General features: G+C 69.6%; 21 protein-coding genes. 3 read left to right on the top strand and 18 right to left on the bottom strand.

From position 1 onward, the window contains the following. The first annotated feature begins 46 nt into the window (after nucleotides 1–46). Nucleotides 47–2,539: a ThuA domain-containing protein gene (locus ACWCPY_RS17105; protein ID WP_451265683.1), complete on the top strand. Its 2,493-nt coding sequence runs from the start codon at nucleotides 47–49 to the stop codon at nucleotides 2,537–2,539. Beyond that, nucleotides 2,536–4,770: an OmpL47-type beta-barrel domain-containing protein gene (locus ACWCPY_RS17100; RefSeq protein ID WP_451265681.1), complete on the top strand. Its 2,235-nt coding sequence runs from the start codon at nucleotides 2,536–2,538 to the stop codon at nucleotides 4,768–4,770. The genes ACWCPY_RS17105 and ACWCPY_RS17100 overlap by 4 nt, the downstream gene beginning before the upstream one ends. A 12-nt stretch (nucleotides 4,771–4,782) precedes the next feature. Here ACWCPY_RS17100 and ACWCPY_RS17095 read toward each other — a convergent pair whose 3' ends face one another. Next, nucleotides 4,783–5,862: an ABC transporter permease gene (locus tag ACWCPY_RS17095; protein WP_451265679.1), complete on the bottom strand. Its 1,080-nt coding sequence runs from the start codon at nucleotides 5,860–5,862 to the stop codon at nucleotides 4,783–4,785. After that, the gene (ligD, locus tag ACWCPY_RS17090) at nucleotides 5,859–6,869 is read right to left on the bottom strand and encodes a non-homologous end-joining DNA ligase (protein ID WP_451265824.1); all 1,011 of its coding nucleotides are present in this window, start codon (nucleotides 6,867–6,869) and stop codon (nucleotides 5,859–5,861) included. Before ligD ends, ACWCPY_RS17095 begins: the two co-directional genes overlap by 4 nt. A 97-nt stretch (nucleotides 6,870–6,966) precedes the next feature. On the opposite strand from ligD, the gene ACWCPY_RS17085 reads away from it, so the two are divergent. Further along, complete coding sequence (locus tag ACWCPY_RS17085) at nucleotides 6,967–8,034, top strand: ATP-dependent DNA ligase (RefSeq protein ID WP_451265677.1); 1,068 nt, start codon at nucleotides 6,967–6,969, stop codon at nucleotides 8,032–8,034. On the opposite strand, the gene ACWCPY_RS17080 is transcribed toward ACWCPY_RS17085, so the two are convergent. The 16 genes from ACWCPY_RS17080 to ACWCPY_RS17005 all read right to left on the bottom strand — a co-directional run bounded on the left by ACWCPY_RS17080 (nucleotide 8,017) and on the right by ACWCPY_RS17005 (nucleotide 24,354). Further along, nucleotides 8,017–9,231: a lytic murein transglycosylase gene (locus tag ACWCPY_RS17080; protein WP_451265675.1), complete on the bottom strand. Its 1,215-nt coding sequence runs from the start codon at nucleotides 9,229–9,231 to the stop codon at nucleotides 8,017–8,019. The genes ACWCPY_RS17085 and ACWCPY_RS17080 overlap by 18 nt on opposite strands. Before the next feature lie 21 nt (nucleotides 9,232–9,252). Then, complete coding sequence (locus ACWCPY_RS17075; RefSeq protein ID WP_451265673.1) at nucleotides 9,253–10,005, bottom strand: hypothetical protein; 753 nt, start codon at nucleotides 10,003–10,005, stop codon at nucleotides 9,253–9,255. Between the two features lie 41 nt (nucleotides 10,006–10,046). Further along, nucleotides 10,047–10,544 carry a nuclear transport factor 2 family protein gene (locus ACWCPY_RS17070; protein WP_451265823.1) on the bottom strand — a complete coding sequence of 166 codons (498 nt, stop codon included), beginning with the start codon at nucleotides 10,542–10,544 and terminating at the stop codon, nucleotides 10,047–10,049. Nucleotides 10,545–10,632: 88 nt separating this feature from the next. After that, complete coding sequence (locus ACWCPY_RS17065; RefSeq protein WP_451265671.1) at nucleotides 10,633–11,262, bottom strand: hypothetical protein; 630 nt, start codon at nucleotides 11,260–11,262, stop codon at nucleotides 10,633–10,635. After that, nucleotides 11,259–11,780, bottom strand: coding sequence for a hypothetical protein (locus ACWCPY_RS17060; protein ID WP_451265669.1), 522 nt, complete (start codon nucleotides 11,778–11,780; stop codon nucleotides 11,259–11,261). The genes ACWCPY_RS17065 and ACWCPY_RS17060 overlap by 4 nt, the downstream gene beginning before the upstream one ends. Next, nucleotides 11,777–13,036, bottom strand: coding sequence for an MCE family protein (locus ACWCPY_RS17055; RefSeq protein ID WP_451265667.1), 1,260 nt, complete (start codon nucleotides 13,034–13,036; stop codon nucleotides 11,777–11,779). Before ACWCPY_RS17055 ends, ACWCPY_RS17060 begins: the two co-directional genes overlap by 4 nt. Beyond that, nucleotides 13,033–14,184 carry an MCE family protein gene (locus ACWCPY_RS17050; RefSeq protein ID WP_451265665.1) on the bottom strand — a complete coding sequence of 384 codons (1,152 nt, stop codon included), beginning with the start codon at nucleotides 14,182–14,184 and terminating at the stop codon, nucleotides 13,033–13,035. Before ACWCPY_RS17050 ends, ACWCPY_RS17055 begins: the two co-directional genes overlap by 4 nt. Further along, nucleotides 14,181–15,293, bottom strand: a complete 1,113-nt coding sequence (locus ACWCPY_RS17045) for an MCE family protein (RefSeq protein ID WP_451265663.1) — start codon at nucleotides 15,291–15,293, stop codon at nucleotides 14,181–14,183. Before ACWCPY_RS17045 ends, ACWCPY_RS17050 begins: the two co-directional genes overlap by 4 nt. A 1-nt stretch (nucleotide 15,294) precedes the next feature. Then, nucleotides 15,295–16,314 carry an MCE family protein gene (locus ACWCPY_RS17040; RefSeq protein ID WP_451265661.1) on the bottom strand — a complete coding sequence of 340 codons (1,020 nt, stop codon included), beginning with the start codon at nucleotides 16,312–16,314 and terminating at the stop codon, nucleotides 15,295–15,297. Next, nucleotides 16,311–17,342 carry an MCE family protein gene (locus tag ACWCPY_RS17035; RefSeq protein WP_451265659.1) on the bottom strand — a complete coding sequence of 344 codons (1,032 nt, stop codon included), beginning with the start codon at nucleotides 17,340–17,342 and terminating at the stop codon, nucleotides 16,311–16,313. The genes ACWCPY_RS17040 and ACWCPY_RS17035 overlap by 4 nt, the downstream gene beginning before the upstream one ends. After that, complete coding sequence (locus ACWCPY_RS17030) at nucleotides 17,339–18,640, bottom strand: MCE family protein (RefSeq protein ID WP_451265657.1); 1,302 nt, start codon at nucleotides 18,638–18,640, stop codon at nucleotides 17,339–17,341. Before ACWCPY_RS17030 ends, ACWCPY_RS17035 begins: the two co-directional genes overlap by 4 nt. Continuing rightward, nucleotides 18,640–19,443, bottom strand: a complete 804-nt coding sequence (locus ACWCPY_RS17025; RefSeq protein WP_072485014.1) for an MlaE family ABC transporter permease — start codon at nucleotides 19,441–19,443, stop codon at nucleotides 18,640–18,642. Before ACWCPY_RS17025 ends, ACWCPY_RS17030 begins: the two co-directional genes overlap by 1 nt. A 3-nt stretch (nucleotides 19,444–19,446) precedes the next feature. Beyond that, nucleotides 19,447–20,310, bottom strand: a complete 864-nt coding sequence (locus tag ACWCPY_RS17020; RefSeq protein WP_451265655.1) for an MlaE family ABC transporter permease — start codon at nucleotides 20,308–20,310, stop codon at nucleotides 19,447–19,449. After that, nucleotides 20,307–21,302: an ABC transporter ATP-binding protein gene (locus ACWCPY_RS17015; protein ID WP_451265653.1), complete on the bottom strand. Its 996-nt coding sequence runs from the start codon at nucleotides 21,300–21,302 to the stop codon at nucleotides 20,307–20,309. The genes ACWCPY_RS17020 and ACWCPY_RS17015 overlap by 4 nt, the downstream gene beginning before the upstream one ends. Nucleotides 21,303–21,874: 572 nt before the next feature. After that, the gene (locus ACWCPY_RS17010; RefSeq protein ID WP_451265651.1) at nucleotides 21,875–22,834 is read right to left on the bottom strand and encodes a hypothetical protein; all 960 of its coding nucleotides are present in this window, start codon (nucleotides 22,832–22,834) and stop codon (nucleotides 21,875–21,877) included. A 53-nt stretch (nucleotides 22,835–22,887) separates the two neighbouring features. Beyond that, nucleotides 22,888–24,354 carry a DUF6801 domain-containing protein gene (locus ACWCPY_RS17005; RefSeq protein ID WP_451265649.1) on the bottom strand — a complete coding sequence of 489 codons (1,467 nt, stop codon included), beginning with the start codon at nucleotides 24,352–24,354 and terminating at the stop codon, nucleotides 22,888–22,890. Nucleotides 24,355–24,461: the final 107 nt, after the last annotated feature.

Here is a 24,461-nt window from a genome sequence, read left to right as displayed (position 1 = left end):
TAACTTCATGCGCTGTTGCAGTGACCAAAGAGGGGTGGGTGACCACATGCAGCGCACACCACATCACAGGTCCAGATCGCGACGCGGACTCGCGGCGGGCCTCACGGCCGGCGCACTGACCGCTTCCCTGCTCGGCGCAGGCACAGCCGCGGCCAGGCCTTATCCGGAGCCGCCCGGCTCCCTGACGACAACGTTGTCCCTGCCGTCGCCGCCGGGCGGCGCCGATGTCAAGGTGCTGGTGTTCCACGCCTCGGCGACCGAGGAGTCCCCGACGGTCGACGCCGGAATCGCGGCGATCGAGAAGATCGGGCTCACCGGTCCGGAGGCCGGCCGGTTCACGACCGTGGCCACCGACGACGCCGCGGTCTTCACCAACGGCAAGAAGCTCGGCAAGTACAACGCCGTGGTCTTCCTGACCGGCGGCGGCGACGTCCTCGACCCGGAGCAGGAGGCCGGTCTGGAGGCGTACATGGAGGCCGGAGGCGGCTTCCTCGGCATCCATGACGCCGCGCGCACCGAACCGTACTCGGACTGGTTCACCGGCCTGGTCGGCGCCCGCCCGGCGAAGGACAGCCCGGCATCCGTGCAGCGCGCGACGGTCGAGGTCGGCGACCGGCAGCATCCGGCGACCAAGAACCTCCCGCTGGAGTGGAAGCGCCCCGACAAGTGGCTGAACTGGACGAAGAATCCGTCCGGTGACGTGCACACCGTGGCGCGCGTCCGCGAGATCACCTACAAGCCGGGTGCGAGTGCCAACGGCTGGGACCACCCGGTCTCCTGGTGCCGCGACTACGACGGCGGCCGGTCCTTCTACACGGCGATGGGCGGCACGGTCGACAGCTTCGCGGAGACCGACTTCCGCGACCATCTGCGCGGCGCACTGGACTGGACGACCCGGATCTCGCAGGCCGACTGCAAGGCCACGATCGACGCCAACTACAAGGCCGAACGGGTCACCCAGCCCAACCAGCCGGGGCGGAACGACCAGATCGGCGAGCCGCACGGCCTGGTCACCGCCCCCGACGGACGCGTGCTGTACATCGGGCGCGGCGGCGCCGACAGCAGCAGGCCGGTCGTCACCGACTGGAACGACCCGGACATCGGCAAGGGCCTGGGGCAGATCCATGTCTACGACCCGAAGACCAAGAAGGTCACCCTCGCCGGTGAGCTGACGATCTTCGGCAACAAGGGCGGCGGCGACGAGCTGGTCAAGGTCGAGGAGGGGCTGCTCGGCATCGAACTGGACCCGGACTTCGAGAAGAACGGCTGGGTGTATCTGCACTACACCCCGCACTCGAAGCTGGACCGCGACAAGCAGATGGCGGTGCGCCAGGTCTCGCGCTTCACCATGGACCTGTCCACGAACAAGCTGGATCTATCCTCGGAGAAGGTGCTGCTGCACTGGCCCGTCCAGGTCCACAGCTGCTGCCACGCGGGCGGTGGGATGGCCTGGGACTCCAAGGGCAATCTGTACATCGCGACCGGTGACAACAACTCCTCCGGCTTCAGCGACGGTTACTCCGGGAACAACCCGCAGCCGAACTACAAGGGCGTCTCGTTCGCCGACGCCCGCCGCACCGCGGGCAACACGAACAACCTCAACGGGAAGATCCTGCGGATCCACCCGGAGGACGACGGCACCTACACACTGCCCGAGGGCAACCTCTTCACCGGCAAGGAGCCCGACGAGGGCGGCGGCAGGACGCGCGGCGAGATCTATGTGATGGGTGTGCGCAACCCTGCCCGGATCTCCGTCGACAAGTCGACCGACACGCTCTACGCGGGCTGGGTCGGCCCCGACGCGGGCTCGCCCTCCACCACCTGGGGCCCCGCCAAGTACGACACGTTCGCCGCGATCACGAAGGCGGGCAACCACGGCTGGCCGTACTGCATGGGCAACAAGCAGCCCTACCGGGACCGCAATCTGCCCGATCCCGCCAAGCCGCTCGGCTGGTACGACTGCGACCACCCCAAGAACGAGTCGCCGAACAACGACGGCCTGGTGAACCTGCCGCCGGTCACCTCCAACACCATCTGGTACTCGCCCCAGGGCGGTGGCGTGGACTACCCGCGCGACGCGAACGGCATCCCCAGCTACAAGGTCGAGGACCAGAAGCAGCTGCTGCCGTGGCTCAAGGGCGGCGGCCAGGCCACGATGAACGGCCCGGTCTACCGGTACGACGCGGCGAGCACCAGCGCCGACAAGTGGCCCTCGTACTGGGACGGCAAGTGGTTCGTGGGTGACTTCTACGACGACACCCAGCCCCGGCACGCCGTGCTCACCGACCCGAAGACGGTCGGCAAGGGCGGGCTGCCCACGCACGCCGAGTCCCTGCGGAAGATCATCCCGGTCGGGGCGGACGGCATCCGCAACCTGATGGACTGGAAGTTCGCCCCGGACGGTTCGCTGTACGTCCTGGACTACGGGCGCGGCTTCTTCACCTCCGACTCCAAGTCCGCGCTGTGGCGTGTGACGTACAAGGGCGGCGGTCCGACCCCGGCCGCCGGTGATCTGGCCAGGAAGGCGGCAGTGCGGTGAGACATCGTCCCCTCCTCTCACGGAAGCGGTACCGTCCGGCCCGGTTGTGGCTCGCGCTGCTGGGTTCGTTCCTGATGGTGCTGGGGCTGACCTCGACGGCTGCGTACGGCCGTACGGCGGCTCCCGCCGGTGCGGCGGCCGAGCAGGTCCTCACCTGGACCGCGGGCGACCCCATCGACCACTATCTGTCCGCCCCGAAGACCGCGGTGGCCGGCAAGGCGACCATCGTCTTCGAGAACAGTGCGGCGACCGGCAACACCACGGGGATGCCGCACACCCTCACCTTCAGCGTCTCGGACCCGGAGTTCAACAACGACGTCACGCTGAACATCCTGGCCAACCCGGCCGACGACCAGGGCGGCAGGCACACCGCCGAGGTCACACTCACCCCCGGCCGGTACTTCTACCACTGCACCATGCCGGGGCACGAGGCGATGCAGGGCATCCTCACCGTGACCGAGGACGGCGGCGGCGAGGACACCACGGCACCCGGGACCTCGGCGAAGGTGGACGGTGACAAGAACGCCGACGGCGCGTACGTCGGTCAGGCGACGGTCACCGTCTCGGCGACCGACGACGGCTCCGGCGTCGACACCGTGGAGTACGCGGTGGGGGCGGACGGCGCCTGGCAGCCGTACACCGTACCGGTCGTGGTGAACGAGGTCGGCACGCACACGATCCGCTACCGGGCCACCGACAGGGCGGGCAACACGGCGGCCGAGAAATCGGTCGACTTCGCAGTCGCCGCACCGCCCACCGACGACACGACACCGCCGGAGACCTCGGCGACCGTGTCCGGCGAGAAGGACGACCAGGGGCGGTACCTGGGGATGGCGACGGTCACCGTGACCGCCTCCGACACCGGCTCCGGCGTCAACACCATCGAGTACGCGCTCGGGGCGGACGGCGCCTGGCAGCCGTACACCGCACCGGTGATGGTGCACGAGACCGGCACCCATCTGGTCCGCTACCGGGCCACGGACAGGGCGGGCAACGCGGCGGCCGGGAAGTCGGTCGAGTTCACCGTCGTCGCACCGCCGACGCAGGACAAGACCCCGCCGGAGACCTCCGCGAAGGTGACGGGCGACAAGAACTCCGACAACGCCTACATCACCAGTGCCAAGGTGACCATCACCGCGACCGACGCCGAGTCGGGCGTGGACAGGGTCGAGTACTCGCTCGACGGCGGCCCGTACCTCGCGTACACCACCACCGTCATCGTCGACCGCGTCGGCTATCACACCGTGGCCCACCGGGCGACGGACAAGGCCGGCAACACCTCCGTCGCCAAGCAGGTGTCGTTCACCGTCGCGGAGAGCGGAGGCGTACCGGCGCCGAACTGTCCGGAGTTCGACGAGCGGCTCACCGTCATCGTCGGCACGGTCGACACCGGGGTGCCCAACCGCATCACCGGCAACCGCTGCACGATCAACGAGCTGATCGAGGACGAGAAGGACTGGTCGTCGCACGCGCTGTTCCTCAAGCACGTCGACGGTGTCCTCGACAGGCTGCTCGCCGCCGGTGTGATCGACGCCCGTGAGCACAAGAGGATCTACCGGGCGGCCAAGCAGTCGGGGATCGGCATGCCGGGCCAGGACGAGGGCTACACGAAGCTCTTCGACGGCACGGCGGGGTCGTTCGCCAAGTGGCAGCAGGTCGGCGGCGGCAGGTTCGGGCTCAATGCCGACGGCACGATCACCAGCTCCACCGCAGTGGACGGCATGGGCATGCTCTGGTTCCCGGGACGGCAGTACGGCGACTTCTCGCTCAAGCTCCAGTGGCGCGACGACGCCCCCGGCACCGGCAACGCCAACAGCGGAGTGTTCGTCCGCTTCCCGAACGTCCACGACAACCCGGAGGAGTCCCGTCCGGAGTGGGTCGCCATCAAGTACGGCCACGAGGTGCAGATCCTCGACCGGCCGGACGGCGACATGTACAAGACGGGTTCGGTCTACGGGTTCGACCGGATCGGTCTGGCCGGCGCCGGGGTCACCCCCAAGGGCACCTGGAACGACTACGAGATCCGGGTGGTGGACCAGCATTATTCGATCTACCGCAACGGTGTCCTGCTGAACGAGTTCGACAACAACGGCGGTCAGGCCTTCGAGCCGCCGCGCGGCGACGACCCGGGCACCGACGGCCGGCGGTACGCCTCCGGCTACATCGGACTCCAGGTCCACAGCGCCACGGACGTGGTCTCGTACCGCGACATCCGTATCAAGGAGCTGTAGCCCGGACCCGGATCAGGTGGCCGTGGCCGCATGCTGAGGCATGTGGTCACGGCCTCCCGGGTGCCGGTGTCGCCACACCCAGAACACCGTGCACGAGACCAGCGCCCAGCCGGCGAGGACCAGGTAAGGGAAGACCCGCTGGTGTCCCTGGTAGTAGACGGCGGCGTGCTGGGCGTTGACCGAGGCGCCCGGGGGGAGCCAGCGGCCGATGAAGCCGAGCACCGACGGCAGCAGCGGCCAGGACACCGCACCACCGGAGGACGGGTTTCCGAGCATCACCATCAGTCCCCAGGTGGGGATCATCGCCCAGCGCCCCATCAGGGCGTTGAACATGGTGAAGACCATGCCCGTGGTGAACATGGTGAAGGCGAGGATCAACCACGACTGGACGAACGGCAGGTCGACGGAGCCGAGCAGCCAGTCCACCACGGCGGCGATGGAGAACCCGCCGAGCAGGGCGTAGGCGACGGTGAACCCGACCCGCTCCAGGGGCTCCAGCGCCTTGGCGTGAACACTCAGCTGGATCGCGCCGATGAACCCGACGATCACCGCGGCGAGCGAGATGTAGAAGAGAGCGAGGCCGCGCGGGTCGCCCCGCTGCAGGGGCTTCACGTCCGTGACCTTCACCGGCACATGGGCCGCTTCCCCCACCTTCAGCGTGGACTCGGCGAGCAACTGGGCGACCGAGGCTCCGGAAGCGCTCGCGACGTCCAGACCGACCCCGCCGTCCTCGGACCTCAGGACGGCGAAGACCTTCTGCTCCTCCAGCGCGAGGCGGGCTTCGGCTTCGGTGGCGTACTCGTGCAGCACCAGCGAGGTGTCGAGTGCGCCCTCCAGCCGGTCGAGGAAGACCTTGTCGCGCGGGGTGTCGAGCTCGCCGACCACAGCGGCCGGGATATTGCGCGGGGTCGGGTTGGCCATCGCGTACGTGTAGGAGCCCGCGAAGAGACCGGCCGCGGCCGCGATGATGAACAGAAGCACGACGGCGGGCAGATACGGGGACGCCTTGAACTCCGACCATCGGTCACCGCGGGCCGGGGGCCGGGCATGTTCCCCGTGCGGTGCGGCGGGCTCCAGGTCGGGCGCGCTCACCCCTCGGCGTCCTCGTCGTGCCGGGCCCGGCTCGGCTGGACGCGTTTCGGTTCGCCGGGCATCTTCGGGTACTCCGGCGGGTACGGCATGTCGCCGAGGCCGCGTTCCCGCTCGTCCCGGTCCGCCAGCTCCAGGAGCGAGTCGAGCCGGAAGGCGTGGTCGTCCATGTCCGCGTGCACATCGCCGACGTCGGCGTAGCGCTTCGGCATGGTCCTGATGTCGAAGTCGCCCGGTTCGGCGTCGTCGATCTCCTCCCAGCGCAGCGGGGCGGAGACCGGGGCGTGCGGGCGGGGGCGTACGGAGTAGGCGGAGGCGATGGTGCGGTCACGGGCGGTCTGGTTGAAGTCGACGAAGATCCGCTCGCCGCGCTCCTCCTTCCACCAGGCCGTGGTCACCCGGTCCGGCATGCGGCGCTCCAGTTCGCGTCCGGCGGCGATGGCGGCGCGTCTGACCTCGGTGAACGTCCACTCCGGGGCGATCGGGACGAAGACATGGATGCCCCGGCCGCCGGAGGTCTTGGGCCAGCCGCGCAGCCCGTGGCCGTCGAGCACGGACCGCAGTTCGTGGGCGGCGCGCACCGCGTCGGCGTAGTCGGTGCCGGGCTGTGGGTCGAGGTCGATGCGCAGTTCGTCGGGGTGGTCGGTGTCGGTGCTGCGGACCGGCCAGGGGTGGAAGGTGAGGGTGCCGAGGTTGGCTGCCCAGATGACGGCGGCGAGCTCGGTGGGGCAGATCTCGTCGGCGGGCCGGCCGCTCGGGAAGGCGATCCGTGCTGTGGGGATCCAGTCGGGGAGGTTCTTCGGGGCGCGCTTCTGGTAGAAGAACTCGCCCTCGACACCGTCCACGAAGCGCTGGAGGGTGGTGGGCCGGTCGCGCAGGGCGCGGGTGATGCCGGGGCCGACGGCCAGGAAGTACTCGGCCACGTCCCTCTTGGTGTAGCCCTTCTCCGGGAAGTAGACCTTGTCCGGACTGGAGAGCCGTACGGCCCGTCCGCCGGCTTCGAGCTCCACTGCTTTCACCGCTGCACCCATGACGGTCACGGTAGGCCGGGCTCACATATGCCGCATATCGGGAGACTTGCGCCCGGTCGTGGGTCAGAATCGGGCCATGGATCTGCCGGTGATGCCTCCTGTGAAGCCGATGCTCGCCAAGTCCGTGTCCAGGATCCCGCCCGGTATGCAGTACGAGGCCAAGTGGGACGGCTTCCGCGCGATCGTGCACCGGGACGGCGAGGAGGTGGTGATCGGCAGCCGCACCGGCAAGCCGCTCACCCGCTACTTCCCCGAGCTGGTCACCGCGGTCCGGGAGAATCTGCCGCCGCGCTGTGTGATCGACGGCGAGATCGTGATCGCGTACGACGGGCGGCTGGACTTCGACCGGCTCAGCGAGCGCATCCATCCCGCGGATTCCCGGGTGCGGCTGCTCGCCGAACGGACCCCGGCCAGTCTGATCGCCTTCGATATCCTGGCGGTGGGCGACGACTCGCTGCTCTCCGCCAGGCAGTCCGACCGCCGCGCCGTGCTGGAGGCGGCGCTCTCCGGAGCGTCGGCCCCCGTCCATCTCGCCCCGGCGACCACGGACCCGGCCCTGGCCCAGGAGTGGTTCGAGCGCTACGAGGGCGCGGGGCTCGACGGTGTGGTGGCCAAGCCGCTCGACCTGCCGTACCGCCCCGACACCCGGGTGATGTACAAGATCAAGCACGAACGGACCGCCGACTGCGTGGTGGCGGGGTACCGCTTCCACAGGAGCGGCCCGATCGTCGGCTCGCTGCTGCTCGGCCTGTACGACTCCGGGGGCGTGCTCCAGCACGTCGGGGTCTGTGCGGCCTTCTCGATGCGGCGCCGCGCGGAGCTGGTCGCGGAGCTGGAGCCGCTGCGCGTCGGTTTCGCCGGTCACCCGTGGGCGGCCTGGGCCGATGCCGAGGCGCATGAGCACGCCCGGCTGCCCGGGACGCAGAGCCGCTGGTCGGGGAGGAAGGACCAGTCGTGGGTGGCGCTGCGCCCGGAGCGGGTCTGCGAGGTGGCGTACGACCACATGGAGGGCGACCGGTTCCGGCACACCGCCCGGTTCCGCCGGTGGCGGCCGGACCGCACCCCGGCCGGCTGCACCTACGCGCAGCTGGAGGAAGTGGTGCGGTACGACCTGGCCCAGGTGCTGTCAGCCGGCGGACGGTGAGCCCGACGGCGTGGCGCAGGGGTCCTCGCTCGTCGTCGGGTCGGGTTCCGGGGACTCGGTGGTTCCGGCGGTCCCGGTCGGGTCCGGTGACGGCGAGTCCGTCGGGCAGCCGGGGCCCGGCTCCGAGGTGCCGGGGTCGGGGCTCGTGCCGGGTTCCGGGGAGGCCGGTCCGGTGTCGGTCGGATCGGGTGAGGCGGTGCCCGGGCCGGTGGGATCCGGGGAGGCGGTGGGGTCCGGGGAGCCGGTCGGCGATCCTGAGGGCTTCGGGGTGGCGGACGGCGAGGGCTGGTGCGAGCCGCCGGGCTGCGGGCCCACGATGATGCCGCCGTCCGGGGCGCCGGGACCGCCGACCGGATGCTTCGGCTCGTTGGGGCCGCCCGCGCCGGGGCTCTTCGGGACGGTGCCCTTGCCGTCGGCCACCGGGTGGATGCCCTTGCGGTAGAACTCCAGCCACGACAGCACGGTGCGCAGATAGGTGTCCGAGTGGTTGTAGCTGAGGATCGCCCGGTCCAGATCGGCCTTCACCGACAGATCGCGCGGCCCGGCACAGAGGTAGTGCCCGGCGGCGAGTGCGGCGTCGTAGATGTTGTTCGGGTCGCGACGCCCGTCACCGTTCCCGTCCTGCCCCCAGTGGGCCCAGGTCGAGGGGATGAACTGCATCGGGCCGACCGCCCGGTCGTAGGTCCGGTCGCCGTCGTACACGCCGCCGTCGGTGTCCGGGATGTTGGCGAAGCCCGCACCGTTGAGGAGCGGTCCGAGGATCGGGGTGAGCGTCGTGCCGTGGGCGTCCACCCGTCCCCCGCCCGCCTGGCCGGACTCGACCTTGCCGATCGCCGCGAGCAGTTGCCACGGCAGGCGGCATCCGGGGTCGGTCTTCCCCAGTGCGCTCTCCGCCTTGCGGTAGGCGGCGAGCACCGTGGCCGGGATGCCCGCCTCGGCCCACGACCGGGCGGCGGCCGGGGTCTGTTTCGTACCGGCCTTCGGCGGCTTCGGGGACTGCAGCGGCGGGAGTTCGGTGTGGTACGAGTCGTCGTTGGGTACGTGCGACCACTTCACCTCGTCGGTCTCCTGACGCTTGTCCGGCGTCGTTCCGTGAGCGACGAGTCCCGGTGCCTGGGACGCGGTGAGCGCGGCCATCGCGGCGACCGCGGCCGCCGTTCCGCCGAGTCCGCGGCGCATGGTGCCGTTGAACCTCATGCGTGCTCCCTCTCCCCCGGGTCACCGGGTGAACGTATCGATGGCGGAGATCCGCCAGGTGTCGCCGCGGCGAACGGCGTCCACGGCGAACATGGCCGCCGCGTAGGTCGTCTCGTCCGACTTCCCGGTACGGGTGTTGCTCTGGTCGGCGAAGATCAGCAGCCGGGCCCGGTCCCCGTCCAGGAGCTCCACGCCGCTGTCGGTGACGGTCGTGGTCAGCACCAGCTTCTGCTTCTGTCCCTGGGCCCGGACCTGGGCGAGCATGTCCTTGTGCTGCTGCACCGCCTTGCCGACCAGGTGGGTCCTGGCCGCGTCCTCGGAATTGCCGGGCGAGGCGTAGTTGTACGAGAACACCGCGCCCACGGCGTCGGCGATCTGGCCCTTCACCTCGCTGGTCCGCGCGATGTCGGTGAGCGCGGTGTTCTGCCGGGACGGGTCGTCGCGCAGACTGCCGGCCGAGGTGAACGCCCAGGCGGCGAAGGCCCCGAGGAGCACGGTGAGGGCGCAGAGGACGGCGGGCAGCCGGACGCGGAGGCGGGACGGCCGCTCGCCGCGCGGCGCCTTCCTCTCCTGCTCCCCCGCCGGACCCGCGTCGTCCGTGACCTCGTCGTCGTCGGTGGTGGTGGTGTCCTTCGCTGCGGTGGTACGCGCCGGCTCGTCCTGGGACGTGTCCGTGGTCGCGGGCCGCCGTGCGGGGGCGGTGGTGGTGGGGCGTTCCGCGGCGACGGTGGCCAGCCGGCGCCGGCGGTTGACGAGGTGACGGGTCGTCGACATGTCCGGGGGTCCTCTCGGTGACGGGGTGGGAGTCGGTGGCGTCAGCCGGCCGTGTTTCCGACGGGTGCCTGGCCGAGGGCGCTGAGCTTCCACCCCTCGGAGGTACGGGTGAGCTTGCCGAGCATCCGGCTCTCCTTCACCGCGGGCTTGCCCTTCGGCGCGGTCACGGTGACCCGCAGCGCCACCATGACTCCGGCCTTGCCGGCCCGGTCGTCGAGTTCGGTCACCGCCCCGGACAGGATCTGGGCCGTGCTGACCGTCTTCGCCTGCTCGATCTGCTTCACGAACGCCGAGCGGCCGTCGACCAGTTGCTGGTGCAGGTCGCCGGTGGTGGAGTCCTCCCAGGTGTCGAGGCCCTTCTCCAGCTTCCGGTGGTCGAGCGTGTTCATGTTCTGCACGGCCTGCTCGCCCGCGGCCAGCGCCTCGTCGCGGGACTGCGCGTACTGCGCCGACTCGTCGTGCGCGGCGTCGTACCACGACACTCCGCCCCAGGCCGCCGCGCCGGCCGCCGCGACCGCCAGTACGACCGCCGCCGCCACCAGCGGGTTCCCCGCCATCCGTACCCGTGCCATTGCTGTCTCTCCCCTGCCGGCCGATCCGTACCGAGTCGCGCGTGTGTGGGTGCTGCTATCTGGAGGCGATCTCGACCACGGTCCAGCGTCCGTCCCGCAGCTGGGCGGTGACGGAGAGCTGGGCCGCCGCCGTGGTGGCCGGTCTGCCTTCCCGCTCGTAGACCTGGTCGAGGAAGACCAGCAGATGGGCGCTGTCGTCCGTCAGCCGGGTCACTCCGGCACGCACGACATGGGTGGTGAGCGTCAGCCTCTGGTCCGCGGCCTGCTTCTCGACCTGGCCGAACAGGGCCGCGTACTGCTGGAGCGCCTTGCCGGCCAGGAGTTGTTTCGCCGACTCCTTGGTGACGGCGGTGGCCTGCGGGCTGTAGGAGAAGACCTTGCCGAGTGCGTTGCTGACATCGCCCGCGACCCGGGTGGTCGCCTCGCTGTCGGTCAGCGCGCGGTTCGAGGTGGCGGGGGTGTCGCGCAGCGCCCGGCCCTCGGCGAAGAGCACGCCGCCGGTCACGAGCAGTGCGACGGCCAGGACGGCTGCCACGATGCGCGGCCACCGCCGGGCGGGCCCGGACGCGTCCGGCCGGTCCTCCTCGGCGGCCGCGCCGGCTTCCTCGGCCTCCTCGGCGTCCCGTGTCTCCGTGTCCGTTCCGGTGTCCGTACTCACGACCGCTGTCCCTCCCCGCTCCTTCATTCGCCGCTCCCGACCGGAATCGCCGTGAGCGCCTTGACCTTCCAGCCGTCCGGGGTACGGGCCAGCGTGGCCTCGAAGCGCTTGCGTTCGGTGCCGGCCTTTCCGGAACGCGGGGTGACCTCGACATCGACGGTCGCGATCATCCCGGCTGTTCCGGTCCGCTCGTCGAGCGCGGTGAGCGCCGCGTCGGTGACCTTGCCGCGCGCGGTGGCACCGGACTTGGTCAGTTCCCTCGCGTCCTTGCTCCGGGTTCGTCCCAGCTGGTCGTGGAGCGGCCCGGTGGAGGAGTCGAGCCAGGCGCCGAGACCGCTGTCCACGCTCCTGGCGTCCTTGGCGTCGAGGGTGTTCAGCAGGGCGAGGCGGTGCTTGCCGTCGGCCAGCGCGGCGTCCCGGCTCTTGGCGTACGCGAGGCTCTCGTCGCCGCGCGCCCGGGCGTACGACCAGCCGCCGAGGGCGCAGACCAGCACGGCGGCGAGCAGCACCGCCCAACCGGTCACGGTCTTCGTACGGGTCGTCATCGGCCGCCCTCCTGTCCGAGTCCCAGCAGGCCGGCCATGCCGTCGCCGTCCGACGGGCTACGGCCGGTGACACCGAGCGCGCCCGGGAGCCGGTCCGCGTCGTCGCTCAGCAGCATCGAGCCGGGCTTGGCGGGCTCGGGCACGGCGCCGCCCTTCGGCGCGTTGGCGCTGCCGCGCACGTTGATGCCGGTGCCGGGCGAAGAGGTGCAGCGCGCCTTGGTGTTGACGGGCGGTCCGGCCGAGGTGTCCAGGCCGCTGCGGTAGACCGTGCCGCCGTATCCGGCGGTGCAGGGCAGCGGTTCGAAGAAGGTCACCGACATCCCGAACCGGGCACCGTTCTCGTCGATCGCGCTGGCCCCGGCGGCCGCCACCGCGGGCAGCTTGACCAGGAGTTCCTCCATGCCGCGCTGCCTGGTGACGGCGACCTCGGAGGTGGTGAGGAGGTTGGCGACGACGACGCCGAAGCTCGGGTCCAGGTCCCTCAGCAGTCCGCTGATCTGTCCGGTCGCGTCGGGGGCGACCGCGATCAGCTTGCGCAGATCGGTGTCGGAGCTCTTGAGCTGTGCGGCCAGTTCGCCGGCGCCGGAGGCGAATCCCTTGAGTGCTTCGCCCTGTTCGGCCTGGGTGCGCAGCACGGTTCGGCCGTCGATCATCAGCCGGGTGTTGACCGGCAGCGCGTCGTCCGCCGCCCGGACGAAATCGCTCCCGGTGTCCAGCAGCACCTGGAGGTCGTCGCCGCGTCCCTCGAACGCGGTGCCGAACTCGTCGACGACCGTGCGCAGGGATTCCAGATCGACCGAGCCTGCGAGGTCGTTGACGCTGGTGAGGACATCGGTGACGGGGGCGGGAACGGTGGTGTCGGCCTGATCGATGACGGAGCCGTTCGCCAGGTACGGGCCCCCGGTGCGGGTGGGCCGCAGGTCCACGTACTGCTCGCCGACCGAGGAGAGGCTGGCGACGACGGCCTTGAGGCCGTCCGGGATCTTCGGGGCGTCCTTCTCGATGCGCAGTTCGGCCTCGACTCCGTCGTCGGTGAGCTCGATCGGCCCGACCCTGCCCACCGAGACTCCCCGGTAGGTGACGTTGGAATGGGTGTACAGCCCGCCGGTGCGCGGGAGCTGGACCTTGACGGTGTAGTAGCTGCGCAGGCCGATGTAGTGGCCGAGGTCGGCGTACCGGACGCCGAGGAAGCCGAGTACGAGGACCGCGATGACCAGGAAGGCGATGTTCTTGAGCCGGATGGCGAGGGTGATCATCGGCTGCTCCCGTCCGTGCCCGCCGTCGGGACCGCGGGAAGGGGCAGCGGCAGTTCCCGTCCGGCCGTGCTGGTTCCGGTCCCGGTCCGCGGGGGAACCGCCGGGACGAGCGACGGGATGATCTGTGTGCCGGGCATGGCCGTCACATCCAGGTAGACGTTGAGGTAGTCGCCCTTCACCCCGCGCAGCACCTCGTCGGTGAACGGGTAGGTGAGCAGCACCTGGAGGGAGTCGGGCAGGTCGCTGCCGGAGTCGGCGAGTGCCTTGAGGCTGGGGGCGAGGGCCTTGAGGTCGGCGATCATGTCGGCCTTGCTCTTGTTGACCGTGTCGACGGCGACGGTGGAGAGGGTGTCGAGCGAACGCAGCATGGTGAGGAGCGAGCCGCGCTGATTCTCCAGGACCTTCAGGCCGGGGCTGAGCCCGGTGAGGACCGTACCGACGTCCTGTTTGCGGGTGGCGAGGGTGGCGGAGAGCCGGTTCACCCCGTCGAGGGCGTCGGTGATGTCCTTCTTGTGGCCGTCCAGGTTCGTGACGAGGGTGTTGACGCGGCCGAGCATGGAGCGCATCTGGGGTTCGCGTCCGGCGAGCGCCTTGTTGAGCTCGGTGGTGATGGTCTTGAGCTGGTTGACGCCGCCGCCGTTGAGAAGCATCGACAGGGCGCCGAAGACCTCTTCGACCTCGGGGTTCCGGTTGGTGCGGGAGAGCGGGATCCGGTCCCCGTCGGCGAGCCTGCCCCGGGCGGTGCCGCGCGCGGGCGCGGCGAGCTGGATGTACTTCTCGCCGAGGAGGCTGGACTGTTCCAGGTGGGCGTAGGCATTGGCGGGCAGTTCGACCTTCCCGTTGACGCGCATGGTGACCTTCGCGTTCCAGCTGCCCGAGCCGAGGGAGACCTTGGTGACACGGCCGACGGCGACGTCGTTGACCTTCACCGACGCCTGCGGGGCGAGGCTGAGCACGTCCGCGAACTCCGCGGTGACCTCGTACGGGTGGTCGCCGAGGTCGGCGCCGCCCGGCAGCGGGACCTGGTCGATCCCGGTGAACGACGGCAGGCCGGAGACGGTGACGACGAGGGCCAGGCCGACGCCCACGGCCAGCACCGCGGCGACGCCCGTCGTGCGGGCTCCGGGTCTGCGCAGCACTCGGCTCATCGGTTCGCCCCCTTCTTTTCCGTGGCGGTCTTCGCCGGGGTGCCGTAGACGGTGCCGACGGCCGGGAGCGGCAGGGTCGGCAGCGCCTTGCGGCGTGCGCCGTCCACCGGGGTGAGGCCGGCGAGTCCGGTGGACTCGGTGAGCGGTCCGCCCATGGAGAGCTCGTTGAGGTTGGTACGGCCGTTGAGCGTGCGGTTCACCGGGTCGTAGGCGTTGACGACGTTGCCCGCGGCGAGCGGCAGCGTGTCCAGTGACTCGGCGAGCGAGGCCCGCTGGTCGACCAGGGTCTGGGTGAGCGGTACCAGGGCGTCCACGTTCGCCTTGAGGGCGCCGCGGTTCTTCTGGATGAAGCCCTTGACCTGGCCCAGGGCGGTGCCCAGTTCCTTCAGCGCGGCACCGAGGTTCTCCTTGTCGTCGGCGAGGAACCCGGTGACCGAGTTGAGCTGCTGTTCGGCGGCGCGGACATTGCCGTCGTTGTCCTTCAGCATGGTGGTGAAGGTCTGCAGGTAGGACAGCGTGTCGAAGAGGTTCCCGCTGCTCCTGTCGAGGGTCTTGGTGGCCTTGCCGAACTGCTCGATGGAGTCGCCGATGGCCTTGCCGTTGCCGTCGAGGTTCCTGGCCCCGGTGTCGAGGAGTCCGGAGAGGGCTCCGTCGGCGTTGGCTCCGTCCGGGCCGAGGGCCTTGGAGAGCTCCGTGATGGAGTCGTACAGCTGGTCCACCTCGACGGGTGTGGCGTTGTTCGCGGCCGGCAGTACGGCGTCGTCCGCGATCTGCGGTCCGCCGTCGTAGGCGGGGGCGAGCTGGATGTAGCGGTCGGCGACCAGGCTGGGGGCGACGACCACGGCGTGCGCCCCCTCGGGGACCTTGACGCCCTTGTCGACCCGCAGCGTGACCGCGACCTCCTTGCCCCGGGGGGTGACCGATTCGACCCGGCCGACCCTGACGCCCAGGATCCGCAGGTCCGACCCGGCGTACACACCGGTGGCCTGGTCGAAGTAGGCGGTGATGGTCGTCGTTCCCTCGTCGTCCATGGCCAGCACACCGGTGGTCGCCGCGACGGCCACCACGGCGAGTCCGGCGCCGATGCCGACGATGCGCTTCATTCTCATGTCAGCGGCCGCCTTGCTGCTTGGGTGGCTTGCACTCGGGCCCGGCGGGTGTGCCCGCGGGCACGTACTCCTTGGGGACGACCCCGCAGACGTAGTTGTCGAACCAGCGGCCGCTGCCGAGGGTGTTGCCGACGAGCCGGCTGTAGGAGCCGGCGAGCGAGAGCACCTTGTCGAGGCTCTTGCGGTTCTTCACCAGTACGGCGGTGACCCGGCCGAGCGAGTCCAGGGTGGGCCCCAGCTGCTTGTTGTTGTCCTGCACGAGGCCGGTGAGCTGAGTGCCCAGGTTCTTGGTGCCGGTGAGCAGCAGGTGGATGGAGTCGCGGCGCGCCTGGATCTCACCGAGGAGCAGATTGCCGTCCTCCAGCAGGGTCTCGAAGCTGCTCTTCTTGTTGGCGAGGGTCTTGGTGAGCTGCTTGCTTCCCTTGAGGAGGGTGGCGAGCTCGGCGTCCCGTTCGGAGACGGTCCTCGAGAGGGCGGAGAGCCCGTCGGCCGCGCTCTTCACGTCCGGCGGGGAGTCCTTGAAGGTGGCGGAGATCGTCTCGAAGCTCTTGGCGAGCTGGGCGGTGTCGATCTCGCCGATGGTCTCGCCGAGTCCGTTGAACGCCTGGGTGACGTCGTACGGGGATGTGGTGCGGCTCGCCCCGATGCGTTCGTGCGGGTCCTGCGGGGCGTTGCCCAGCGGGTCGACGGCGAGGTACTTCTCGCCGAGCAGGGTCTTGATGGCGATGCCGACGGTGGAGGAGTTGCCGATCCAGACGTCCTTGACCTTGAAGCTGACCTTCACCTTGGGACCGTCGAGCGAGACGCCGGTGACCTCGCCGACCTTGACTCCGGCGACCCGCACCTCGTCGCCCTCGCTCAGTCCGGCGGACTCGGTGAAGTCGGCGCTGTAGGTGGTACCGCCGCCGATGAAGGGCAGCGCGTCGACGCGGTAGGCGCCCAGGCCGATGAGGGCGAGGACGACCAGCCCCACGACGGCCACGGCGACGGGGTTGCGTTCCCGTACGGGTTTGATCCTCATGACTGGCACCTCGGCTTCCTGACCACGATGCCGGTGGGCGGGGCGCTGCCGTCCTCGGTCGTCACTCCGCTGACCCTGGCCTCGCAGAGGTAGAGGTTGAGCCAGGAGCCGTACGAGGTGAGCCGGCTGATCGCCGCCATCTTGGCCGGGGTCTTCTGCAGGAAGTTCTCGATCTGCGGGGTTCCCTTGCCCAACTGGTCCGAGAGCCGGCCGAGTTGCTTGATGTCGCTCTTGAGGGGTGCCCGGCCGTCGTCGAGGAGGCCCGCGGTGACGGTGGTGAGCGCCCCCATGGCGGTGACCGCCTGGCCGAGCGGTTTGCGGTCGCCGGCGAATCCGGTGACGAGTTTCTGCAGGGTGTCGACGAGGTCGTCGAAACCGGCCTCGCGGTCGTTGACGGTCTTCAGGACCGTGTTGAGGTTCTTGATCACCTCGCCGATCACCTTGTCCTTGGCGGCGACCGTGCCGGTGAGCGAGCCGACGTGCGACAGGATGCTGTCGACGGTGCCGCCCTCGCCCTGGAGCACCTGGACGATGGAGCCGGCCAGCTGGTTGACGTCGGGCGGGGAGAGCCCTTCGAAGAGCGGCTGGAAGCCGTTGAAGAGCTGGGTGAGGTCGAGCGCCGGGGTGGTGCGGGAGAGCGGGATGGTGGCTCCGGCGGCGAAACTCCTGCCGACCGGCCCGGCCCCCTGGTCGAGGTCGATGTACCGCTGGCCGACCATGTTGAGGTACTTGATCGAGGCGGTCACCGAGGCGGGGAGCCTGCGTCCCTTGCGGACGGCGAAGGCGACCTCGGCGAGCCTCTTGTCGGCGACCTCGATGGATTCGACCTGTCCGACCTTGACCCCGGCGATCCGGACGCTGTCGCCGACGACCAGTCCGGTGGCGTCGGTGAACCTGGCCCGGTACGTGGTGGTGTCGCCGACGCCCGTGTTGGCGATGGACAGTGCCAGCACCGTGGTGGCCAGGACGGTCACCAGGATGAAGACGATCGATTTCGTGAGCGGAGCGGCGAGAGAGCGGCGCTTCACTTGAGCTTCACCTCCGCACCGCGGAAGGCCGGACCGATGAGCACGCTGCTCCAGTCGGGCAGGGTCTGCGGCTGGACTTTCAGTGAGGGAGCGACCAGTTCGTTGACGAGCCGGCTCTCCTGCGGGGAGTTGGGCATGCCGAGGGCGGAGTCCTTCGCCGTGGAGGCGGTGCCGGCGGGTGCGGTGCCGGGCGCGTCGACGGCCGCCGCCGTGCGGGTGTCGGCGGTCGGGACCGCCTTGCCCACGTACGGCACGGAGTAGCAGTGCGGTCCGCCGGTCGAGTCGTAGACCGGGGTGTCCTTGCCGGGCACGTACTTGCCCTTCGACTTCACGGACTTGACGGTGACGTGGAGTCCGGGCCGGTCGGTGCCCTTGCCGAGCGCCTTGTCCATGGCCGGGACGAATCCGGCCATGGTCCGCAGGGTGCAGGGGAATTCGTCCGAGTACTTCGCGAGCAGCTCCAGTGTCGGCCTGCTCGTGGCGGAGAGCCGGATCAGGTTGTCCTTGTTCTCCTGGAGGAACGAGGTGAGGTCACGCGCGGAGGCGGTCGTGGACCCGTAGAGCCCGGCGAGCTGTGCCTGCTGTTCGGCGATGGTGCCGCTGGTGGTGGTGAAGTCGGTGAGCGCGTCCAGGATGTCGGGGGCGGCGTCCCCGTACACCTTGCTCACCTTGACGAGTTCCTTGATATCGGCGTTGAGCGTGGGGAGTTGGGGGTTGAACTTGGCCAGGTGGGCGTCGAGCGTGACGAGGGTGTCGCCGAGCTTCTCGCCCCGTCCCTGGAGGGCCTGGGAGACCGCGCCCAGGGTGGCGGCGAGCTTCTCCGGTTTGACGGCGGTCAGCAGAGGCAGGACGTTGTCGAGGACCTCCTCCAGCTCGATGGCGTTGCTGGAGCGGTCCTGCGGGATGACGGAACCGGCCCGCAGCGGCTGTGTGGACGGCATCTCGGGCGGTACGAGTGCGACGAACCGCTCCCCGAAGAGCGTGGTGGGCAGCATCTGCGCGGTCACGTCGGCCGGGATCCGGTCGAGCTTGCCGGGATCGATGGCGAGGGTGAGCCGGGCCCCGTTGCCGTCGGCCGTGATGGAGCGGACCTGCCCGACGACGACGCCGCGCAGTTTCACATCGGCGTTGTCGTGCATCTCGTTGCCGACGCTGGAGGTGCGTACGGTCACGGTCGCGTCGTCGGTGAAGTCCTTCCGGTACACCGAGACCGACACCCATACGAGCACGGCGGGCACGAGGAGGAAGGCGACTCCGGCGAGTCTGCGGCGGACGGTCTGCGTCCGGTGGGAATTCATCAGCCGGCCACCTTCACCGTCGTGGTAGCGCCCCAGATGGCGAGGGAGAGGAAGAAGTCGGTCACGCTGATGAGCACGATGGCGTTACGCACCGACCGCCCGACCGCGACCCCCACACCGGCGGGCCCGCCGGTGGCGTGGAAGCCGTAGTAGCAGTGGGCGAGGATCACCATCACGCTGAAGATCAGCACCTTGAGCACCGACAGCAGCACGTCGTCCGGGGAGAGGAAGAGATTGAAGTAGTGGTCGTAGGTGCCCGCCGACTGCCCGTTGAACAGGACCGTGATGTAGCGGGACGCGAGGTACGAGGAGAGCAGCCCGATCGCGTACAGCGGGATGATCGCGACGACCCCGGCGATGATCCGGGTGGAGACGAGGTACGGCATGGACCGCACGCCCATCGCCTCCAGGGCGTCGACCTCCTCGTTGATCCGCATCGCCCCGAGCTGGGCGGTGAAGCCGGCGCCGACGGTCGCGGAGAGCGCGAGCCCGGCGACGAGCGGGGCGATCTCGCGGGTGTTGAAGTAGGCGGAGATGAAGCCGGTGAAGGCGGAGGTGCCGATCTGGTTGAGGGCGGCGTAGCCCTGGAGACCGACGACGGTGCCGGTGAAGAGGGTCATCGCGACCATCACGCCGATGGTGCCGCCGATGACACCGAGTCCGCCGCTGCCGAAGGCAACTTCGGCCAGCAGTCGCTGGACCTCGCGCAGATAGCGGCGCAGGGTCCGGGGAACCCAGATCAACGCACGTACGTAGAAGGTGAGTTGTTCACCGGATCGGTCGAGCCAGCTGAGCATCGACATCGGTCAGCTCCCCTTCGCGGGGACGATCTGGAGGTAGATCGCCGTGAGGACCGTGTTCACGAAGAACAGCAGCATGAAGGTGATGACGACGGACTGGTTCACCGCGTCGCCGACACCCTTGGGGCCGCCGCGCGGGTTGAGTCCCCGGTAGGCGGCGACGATGCCCGCGATGAAGCCGAAGATCAGCGCCTTGACCTCACTGATGTACAGGTCGGGGAGCTGGGCGAGGGCGGAGAAGCTGGCCAGGTAGGCACCGGGGGTGCCGTGCTGGAGGATCACGTTGAAGAAGTAGCCGCCGAGCGTGCCGACGACGGAGACCAGGCCGTTCAGCAGCACGGCGACCAGCATGGTGGCGAGTACCCGCGGGACGACGAGGCGCTGGATGGGCGAGACTCCCATGACCTCCATCGCGTCGAGTTCCTCGCGGATCTTCCGGGAGCCGAGGTCCGCGCAGATGGCCGAGCCCGCCGCGCCGGAGATCAGCAGGGCCACGATGATCGGGCTGGCCTGCTGGATGACGGCGAGGACGCTGGCTCCGCCGGTGAACGACTGGGCTCCGAGCTGCTGGGTGAGCGAGCCGACCTGGAGAGCGATGACAGCGCCGAACGGGATCGAGACGAGGGCGGCGGGCAGGATGGTGACACTGGCGACGAACCAGAACTGCTCGATGAACTCCCTTACCTGGAAGGGGCGTCGGAAGACCTCCCGGCTCACGGTCGCGGCGAGGGAGAACAGCTTCCCGGTCTCGCGCAGCGGGGCGAGCAGCCGGCTGGGCGGCTGGTGCTCCGGTGTCTTCGGCGTCGTCGTGTCGCCCGCCGCGCCGGCCGGGGACGGTTCGGGGGGCAGCACCGGCATGGGGGCCGTCACAGGTATTCACCGCCCGGGGCCGGGGTGTAGCTCTTCATGATGGCCGTGCGGGCGGCCTCGGGCAGCTGGCCCATCATCGACAGGACCCGTTCCCGGCGGCGCAGTGCGGCCTGCCGTACGGGCATGCCGGGCGAGGGCTCCAGCTGCGGTACGACGGTGCGCGGCGCGTTGGCGGAGCTGATGCCGACTCCGTAGCCGTTCATCTCCTCGGCGGCGAGGGTGGCGGCGTCCTTCTCCTCGGCCATCCCGATGGGCCCCTCGCGTCGTCCGGCGAGGAACTGGGAGACGACCGGCATGTCGCTGGTGAGCAGCACCTCGCGCGGCCCGAAGGTGACGAGGTTGCGGCAGAAGAGCATCCCCATGTTGTCCGGGACGGTGGCCGCGATGTCGAGGTTGTGGGTGACGATGAGCATCGTCGCGTCGATCTGTGCGTTGAGATCGATGAGCAGCTGGGAGATGTAGGCGGTGCGCACCGGGTCGAGTCCGGAGTCCGGTTCGTCGCAGAGGATGATCTGCGGGTCCAGGACGAGGGCGCGGGCCAGACCGGCCCGCTTGCGCATGCCGCCGGAGATCTCGCCCGGCAGTTTGTCCTCGGCGCCGAGGAGGCCGACGATGTCGATCCGCTCCATGACGATCCGGCGGATCTCCGACTCCTTCTTGCGGGTGTGTTCACGCAGGGGGAAGGCGATGTTGTCGAAGAGCGACATGGATCCGAAGAGGGCGCCGTCCTGGAACATGAGCCCGAAGAGCTTGCGGGTCTCCATGATCTCGCGTTCCGGGCTGTTCACCATGTCGACGCCGTTGATGAGGACGCGCCCGTGCTCGGGCTTCAGCAGACCGATGATGGATTTCAGGAAGACGGTCTTTCCGGTGCCGGAAGGCCCGAGCATCACGCTCACTTCGCCGGCGGGCAGAGTGAGGGTGACGTCCTGCCAGATGTTCTGCTTGCCGAAGGACTTCGTGAGGCCTTCGACGACTACTTCGATTCCCATCGGCCCTCCTTCGAAGTTGTGGTGAACGAAGTCATCTGTCAGCGCTCCGGCTCTGAGAAATCCAATGGCGGCTCGTCACACATGCACCAGGAGGCGCACGCTATGTCCGTCGAAACCGCCAGGACAAGCCGTTGAACAGCGGAAATCGACGAATCTGGGGCTCGGTGCGGATCACTTGTCACCGAGTGACAAAGCCACAGGGCGGCTTTGTCGGAATCTGCGCAAGGTCTCTGGCACGCGGACCTGGTCCCCACGGCCGGCGAGGCCGGATCCGTCGGGGCTCCAGAGGTACCGAACGAGCAGCCGCGGATACGTTTCGCCGCTGCTCAACCGGGACGCTACGACCCGGTAACCTGGCTTCGCAATACTGGTTCGTCAACTTTTTGCACGGCTCTCGGCGGCTCTTTTTCTTTTTGTGAGCGAGTGAGTACTGCCTATCGCGTGCTTGTCGATAAGTGAGCCGTCCGGCACACCGGTGCGAATGCGCCCGCCCCGCCCGGCGGAATGCGCCGGGCGGGGCGGGCGGCATCGCTGTTGTCCGTACTCCGGGGTGGGAGGTACGGAAGGAATTGCTACCGGGCCACTCCCGCGTGCCAGCTCTCCGACAGCAGCCGGCCGGCGCCGGGCGCCGCGGCGCTGGGGGAGGCCAGGCCCCCCGTGTACGTGGCGGCGTTGTTGAGCACCAGGTTGTTCTTTCCGGCGGCCGACGGGAGCGCTGTCTTCAGGTTGACCGCCCAGTTCAGCTCGCCGAGGGTCAGGGGTCCGCAGCCGCTCACCCCGGGGACGGCGAAGCCCGCGTCGCCCTGGTCGTTCCCGGTCAGCTCGATGCGGTTGAGCGCACCACCGGTGTTCGGTGTGCCGTTGGCGTCGAAGCGCTTGCTCGCCACGGCCGGCTGGGTGAGGTTCTGCGGGCGCAGCACGATCGGGTCGGAGGTGGTTCCGATGTAGCACTTCGACCCCAGGAAGGGGTTCTCCAGATGGATGCGGACCGGGATGTCGACGATGATCTTCCCGCTCTGCATCCCGGCGGCCACATCGAAGTTCCTGGGTGTGCCCGCCGACTGCACGGTGGCGACGACCCGGTTGAGGCTGTTGTCCGTCAACTGCTCGCAGATGGCGGAGACCACCGGAACCCCGCTCGGGCACATGATGCCGAGCAGACCGCCGGGAATCTCCGTCGGGGCTCCGACGATCGCCCCGCCCGCGGGCGGCACGACCCTGGACTCGCCCGTCGCCGTGTTCCGCACGACACCGAACTGGAGGTCGTTGGCACCGGTCGTCGCCAGGGTGTTGCCGAGCTTGATGGACCCGCTCCCGGAGTGCGAGGCCACGCAGATCGGGATGTCCGTCTGGCCGTCCGCGGCCAGCATGGCCGGGTCGTCGACCGGACACCGGCTGAAGGGTGCCCAGTTGCCGTTCATCGCCTGGTCGGAGGCGGCGCTCGCCGGCGAGGTGCTCAGCGGAATGCCGACGGCCACCGCCATCAGCGCGCCGAGGAGAGCGGGTCTGACACTTTTCGGGGCAGCTCGCATGGTTCGTCCAGCCTTTCTGGGGGTCCGGGAAGTCAGCGCGTGCGGAACAGCTCTCAGCGTTCGGGCTTGGGCTTCGGCGGCTCGGGACAGTTCGCCGGAACACCTTCGACGCACAGCGGGGACTGCATCATTTTCGTGTAGTTGCCTTTTCCGGAGACCGAGGCGGTGAAGAGGTCGTCGAGATCCTCCGTGACACCGCATCCGGTGAACGGCGGCACGTCCGCGTAGCCGGTGAGGGGCCCTCCGGTCTTCACGGTGTAGCCCTCGGGTCCGCCCACGCCGGACGCACCCTTGCCGACCAGTTCCAGCGTCATCGAGTTCGCGCTGCGGCAGTCGGGGCCGACATCCAGCGGCTCCCCGTTGACCTTCACGTCGTAGAGACGCACGTGCGCGGAGGCGATGGCGGTCGTCGTCTCCTTGTACTTCTTGGTCTCGGGGTCGGGGGCCGAGTCCCCCAGCGTTCCGATCTCGATCCTGCCGTCGAGGATCAGTTCCATCTTCGCCGTCGTCGGCATGAAGCCGAAGGTGAGGAAGGTGCCCTCGGCCGGCGGCATCTGGGGCCGCCCCCGGTAGTCGAGCGTGCCGTCGGTGGTCAACCAGCTCTTCACGCCCGTCGGGCATTTGAGGAAGGAGACGGACGTGTTCAGGTTGAGGCGCAGATGTCCGGGGTCGTCGAACCTGATCGCCTCGGCCAGCTTGTTGACGTTGGAGTATCCCGCCATGTAGCCGTGCGCCGCCTTGGGCACCTGCGCGATCGGACCGGTCATGAGCGTGCAGTCGGCGGGTGGTTGCACTCCTCCCGCGGACAGGGCCTCCGCCCGCTCGGACTTCGTGCCGCCGGACCGGTCGGGGGTGGTGCCCCCGGACGGCTCGGGAGCGGTCCCGTCCGGGGGCGGGGTTCCGCTCTCCGCGGGAACGGTGACCGTGGCCAGCTCCGCGTTCTGGTCCGGATCGACCTTGCAGGAGATGGCCAGCGGGGACGGCGCGTCACCGGCGCCCTCCGCGGCGCTCGGGGCCAGGCCCACGTCCAGCTGCCCCAGGGCGAAGACCACGTCGCCGCTCGATCTCGGCGTGATCGTCGGAACCTCGCCCGTCGCCCTGAGCGCGAGGTCGCCCGTGGCGGGGAGGGAGGTCTCCGGGATCTCCAGACCCTGCCAGGGCACATCCGTCGACTCGCCCCGCTGCGAGACCTCGGTCAGCATCCGCGCGGATCCCGAGACGGCCGCCGGTTCGGTGCCCGGCGAGGCGGTGAGGGCGGAACGCGGAAGCTCGAAGGAGAGGGCCACGTCTTGGGGCTGGATCGCGGTCCCGACACTCGTGGTCACCGGCAGCTCCGTCGCGATGTGCACCGCGACCGGCTGCTCCCCGGAGGGAAGGTCACAGGTGTAGGCGATGTCCGCCTCGGCGGTCCGGGTGTCCGCCGCGGTTCCCGTTCCCGGCATGAAGCCCGCCACGAGCGCCACCGCACCGACTGCGGCGATGCGTGCGGTGCGCCGCGGGTCCGTGGTCCTTGTTCTCATCTCGACATACCTGCCGTCGTCTCGGTGCTCGGCACTCGTGCGTGGGATGCGAGGGCGCCGGCCGACGGCAGACCGCGAAGAGGAGGAGAACCCCCGCTCCGCGGCCC

Source organism: Streptomyces sp. NPDC002403 (assembly GCF_053593015.1).
The sequence above is the reverse complement of the archived record's forward strand: the minus strand, read 5'-3'. Positions and strand labels throughout refer to the sequence as shown.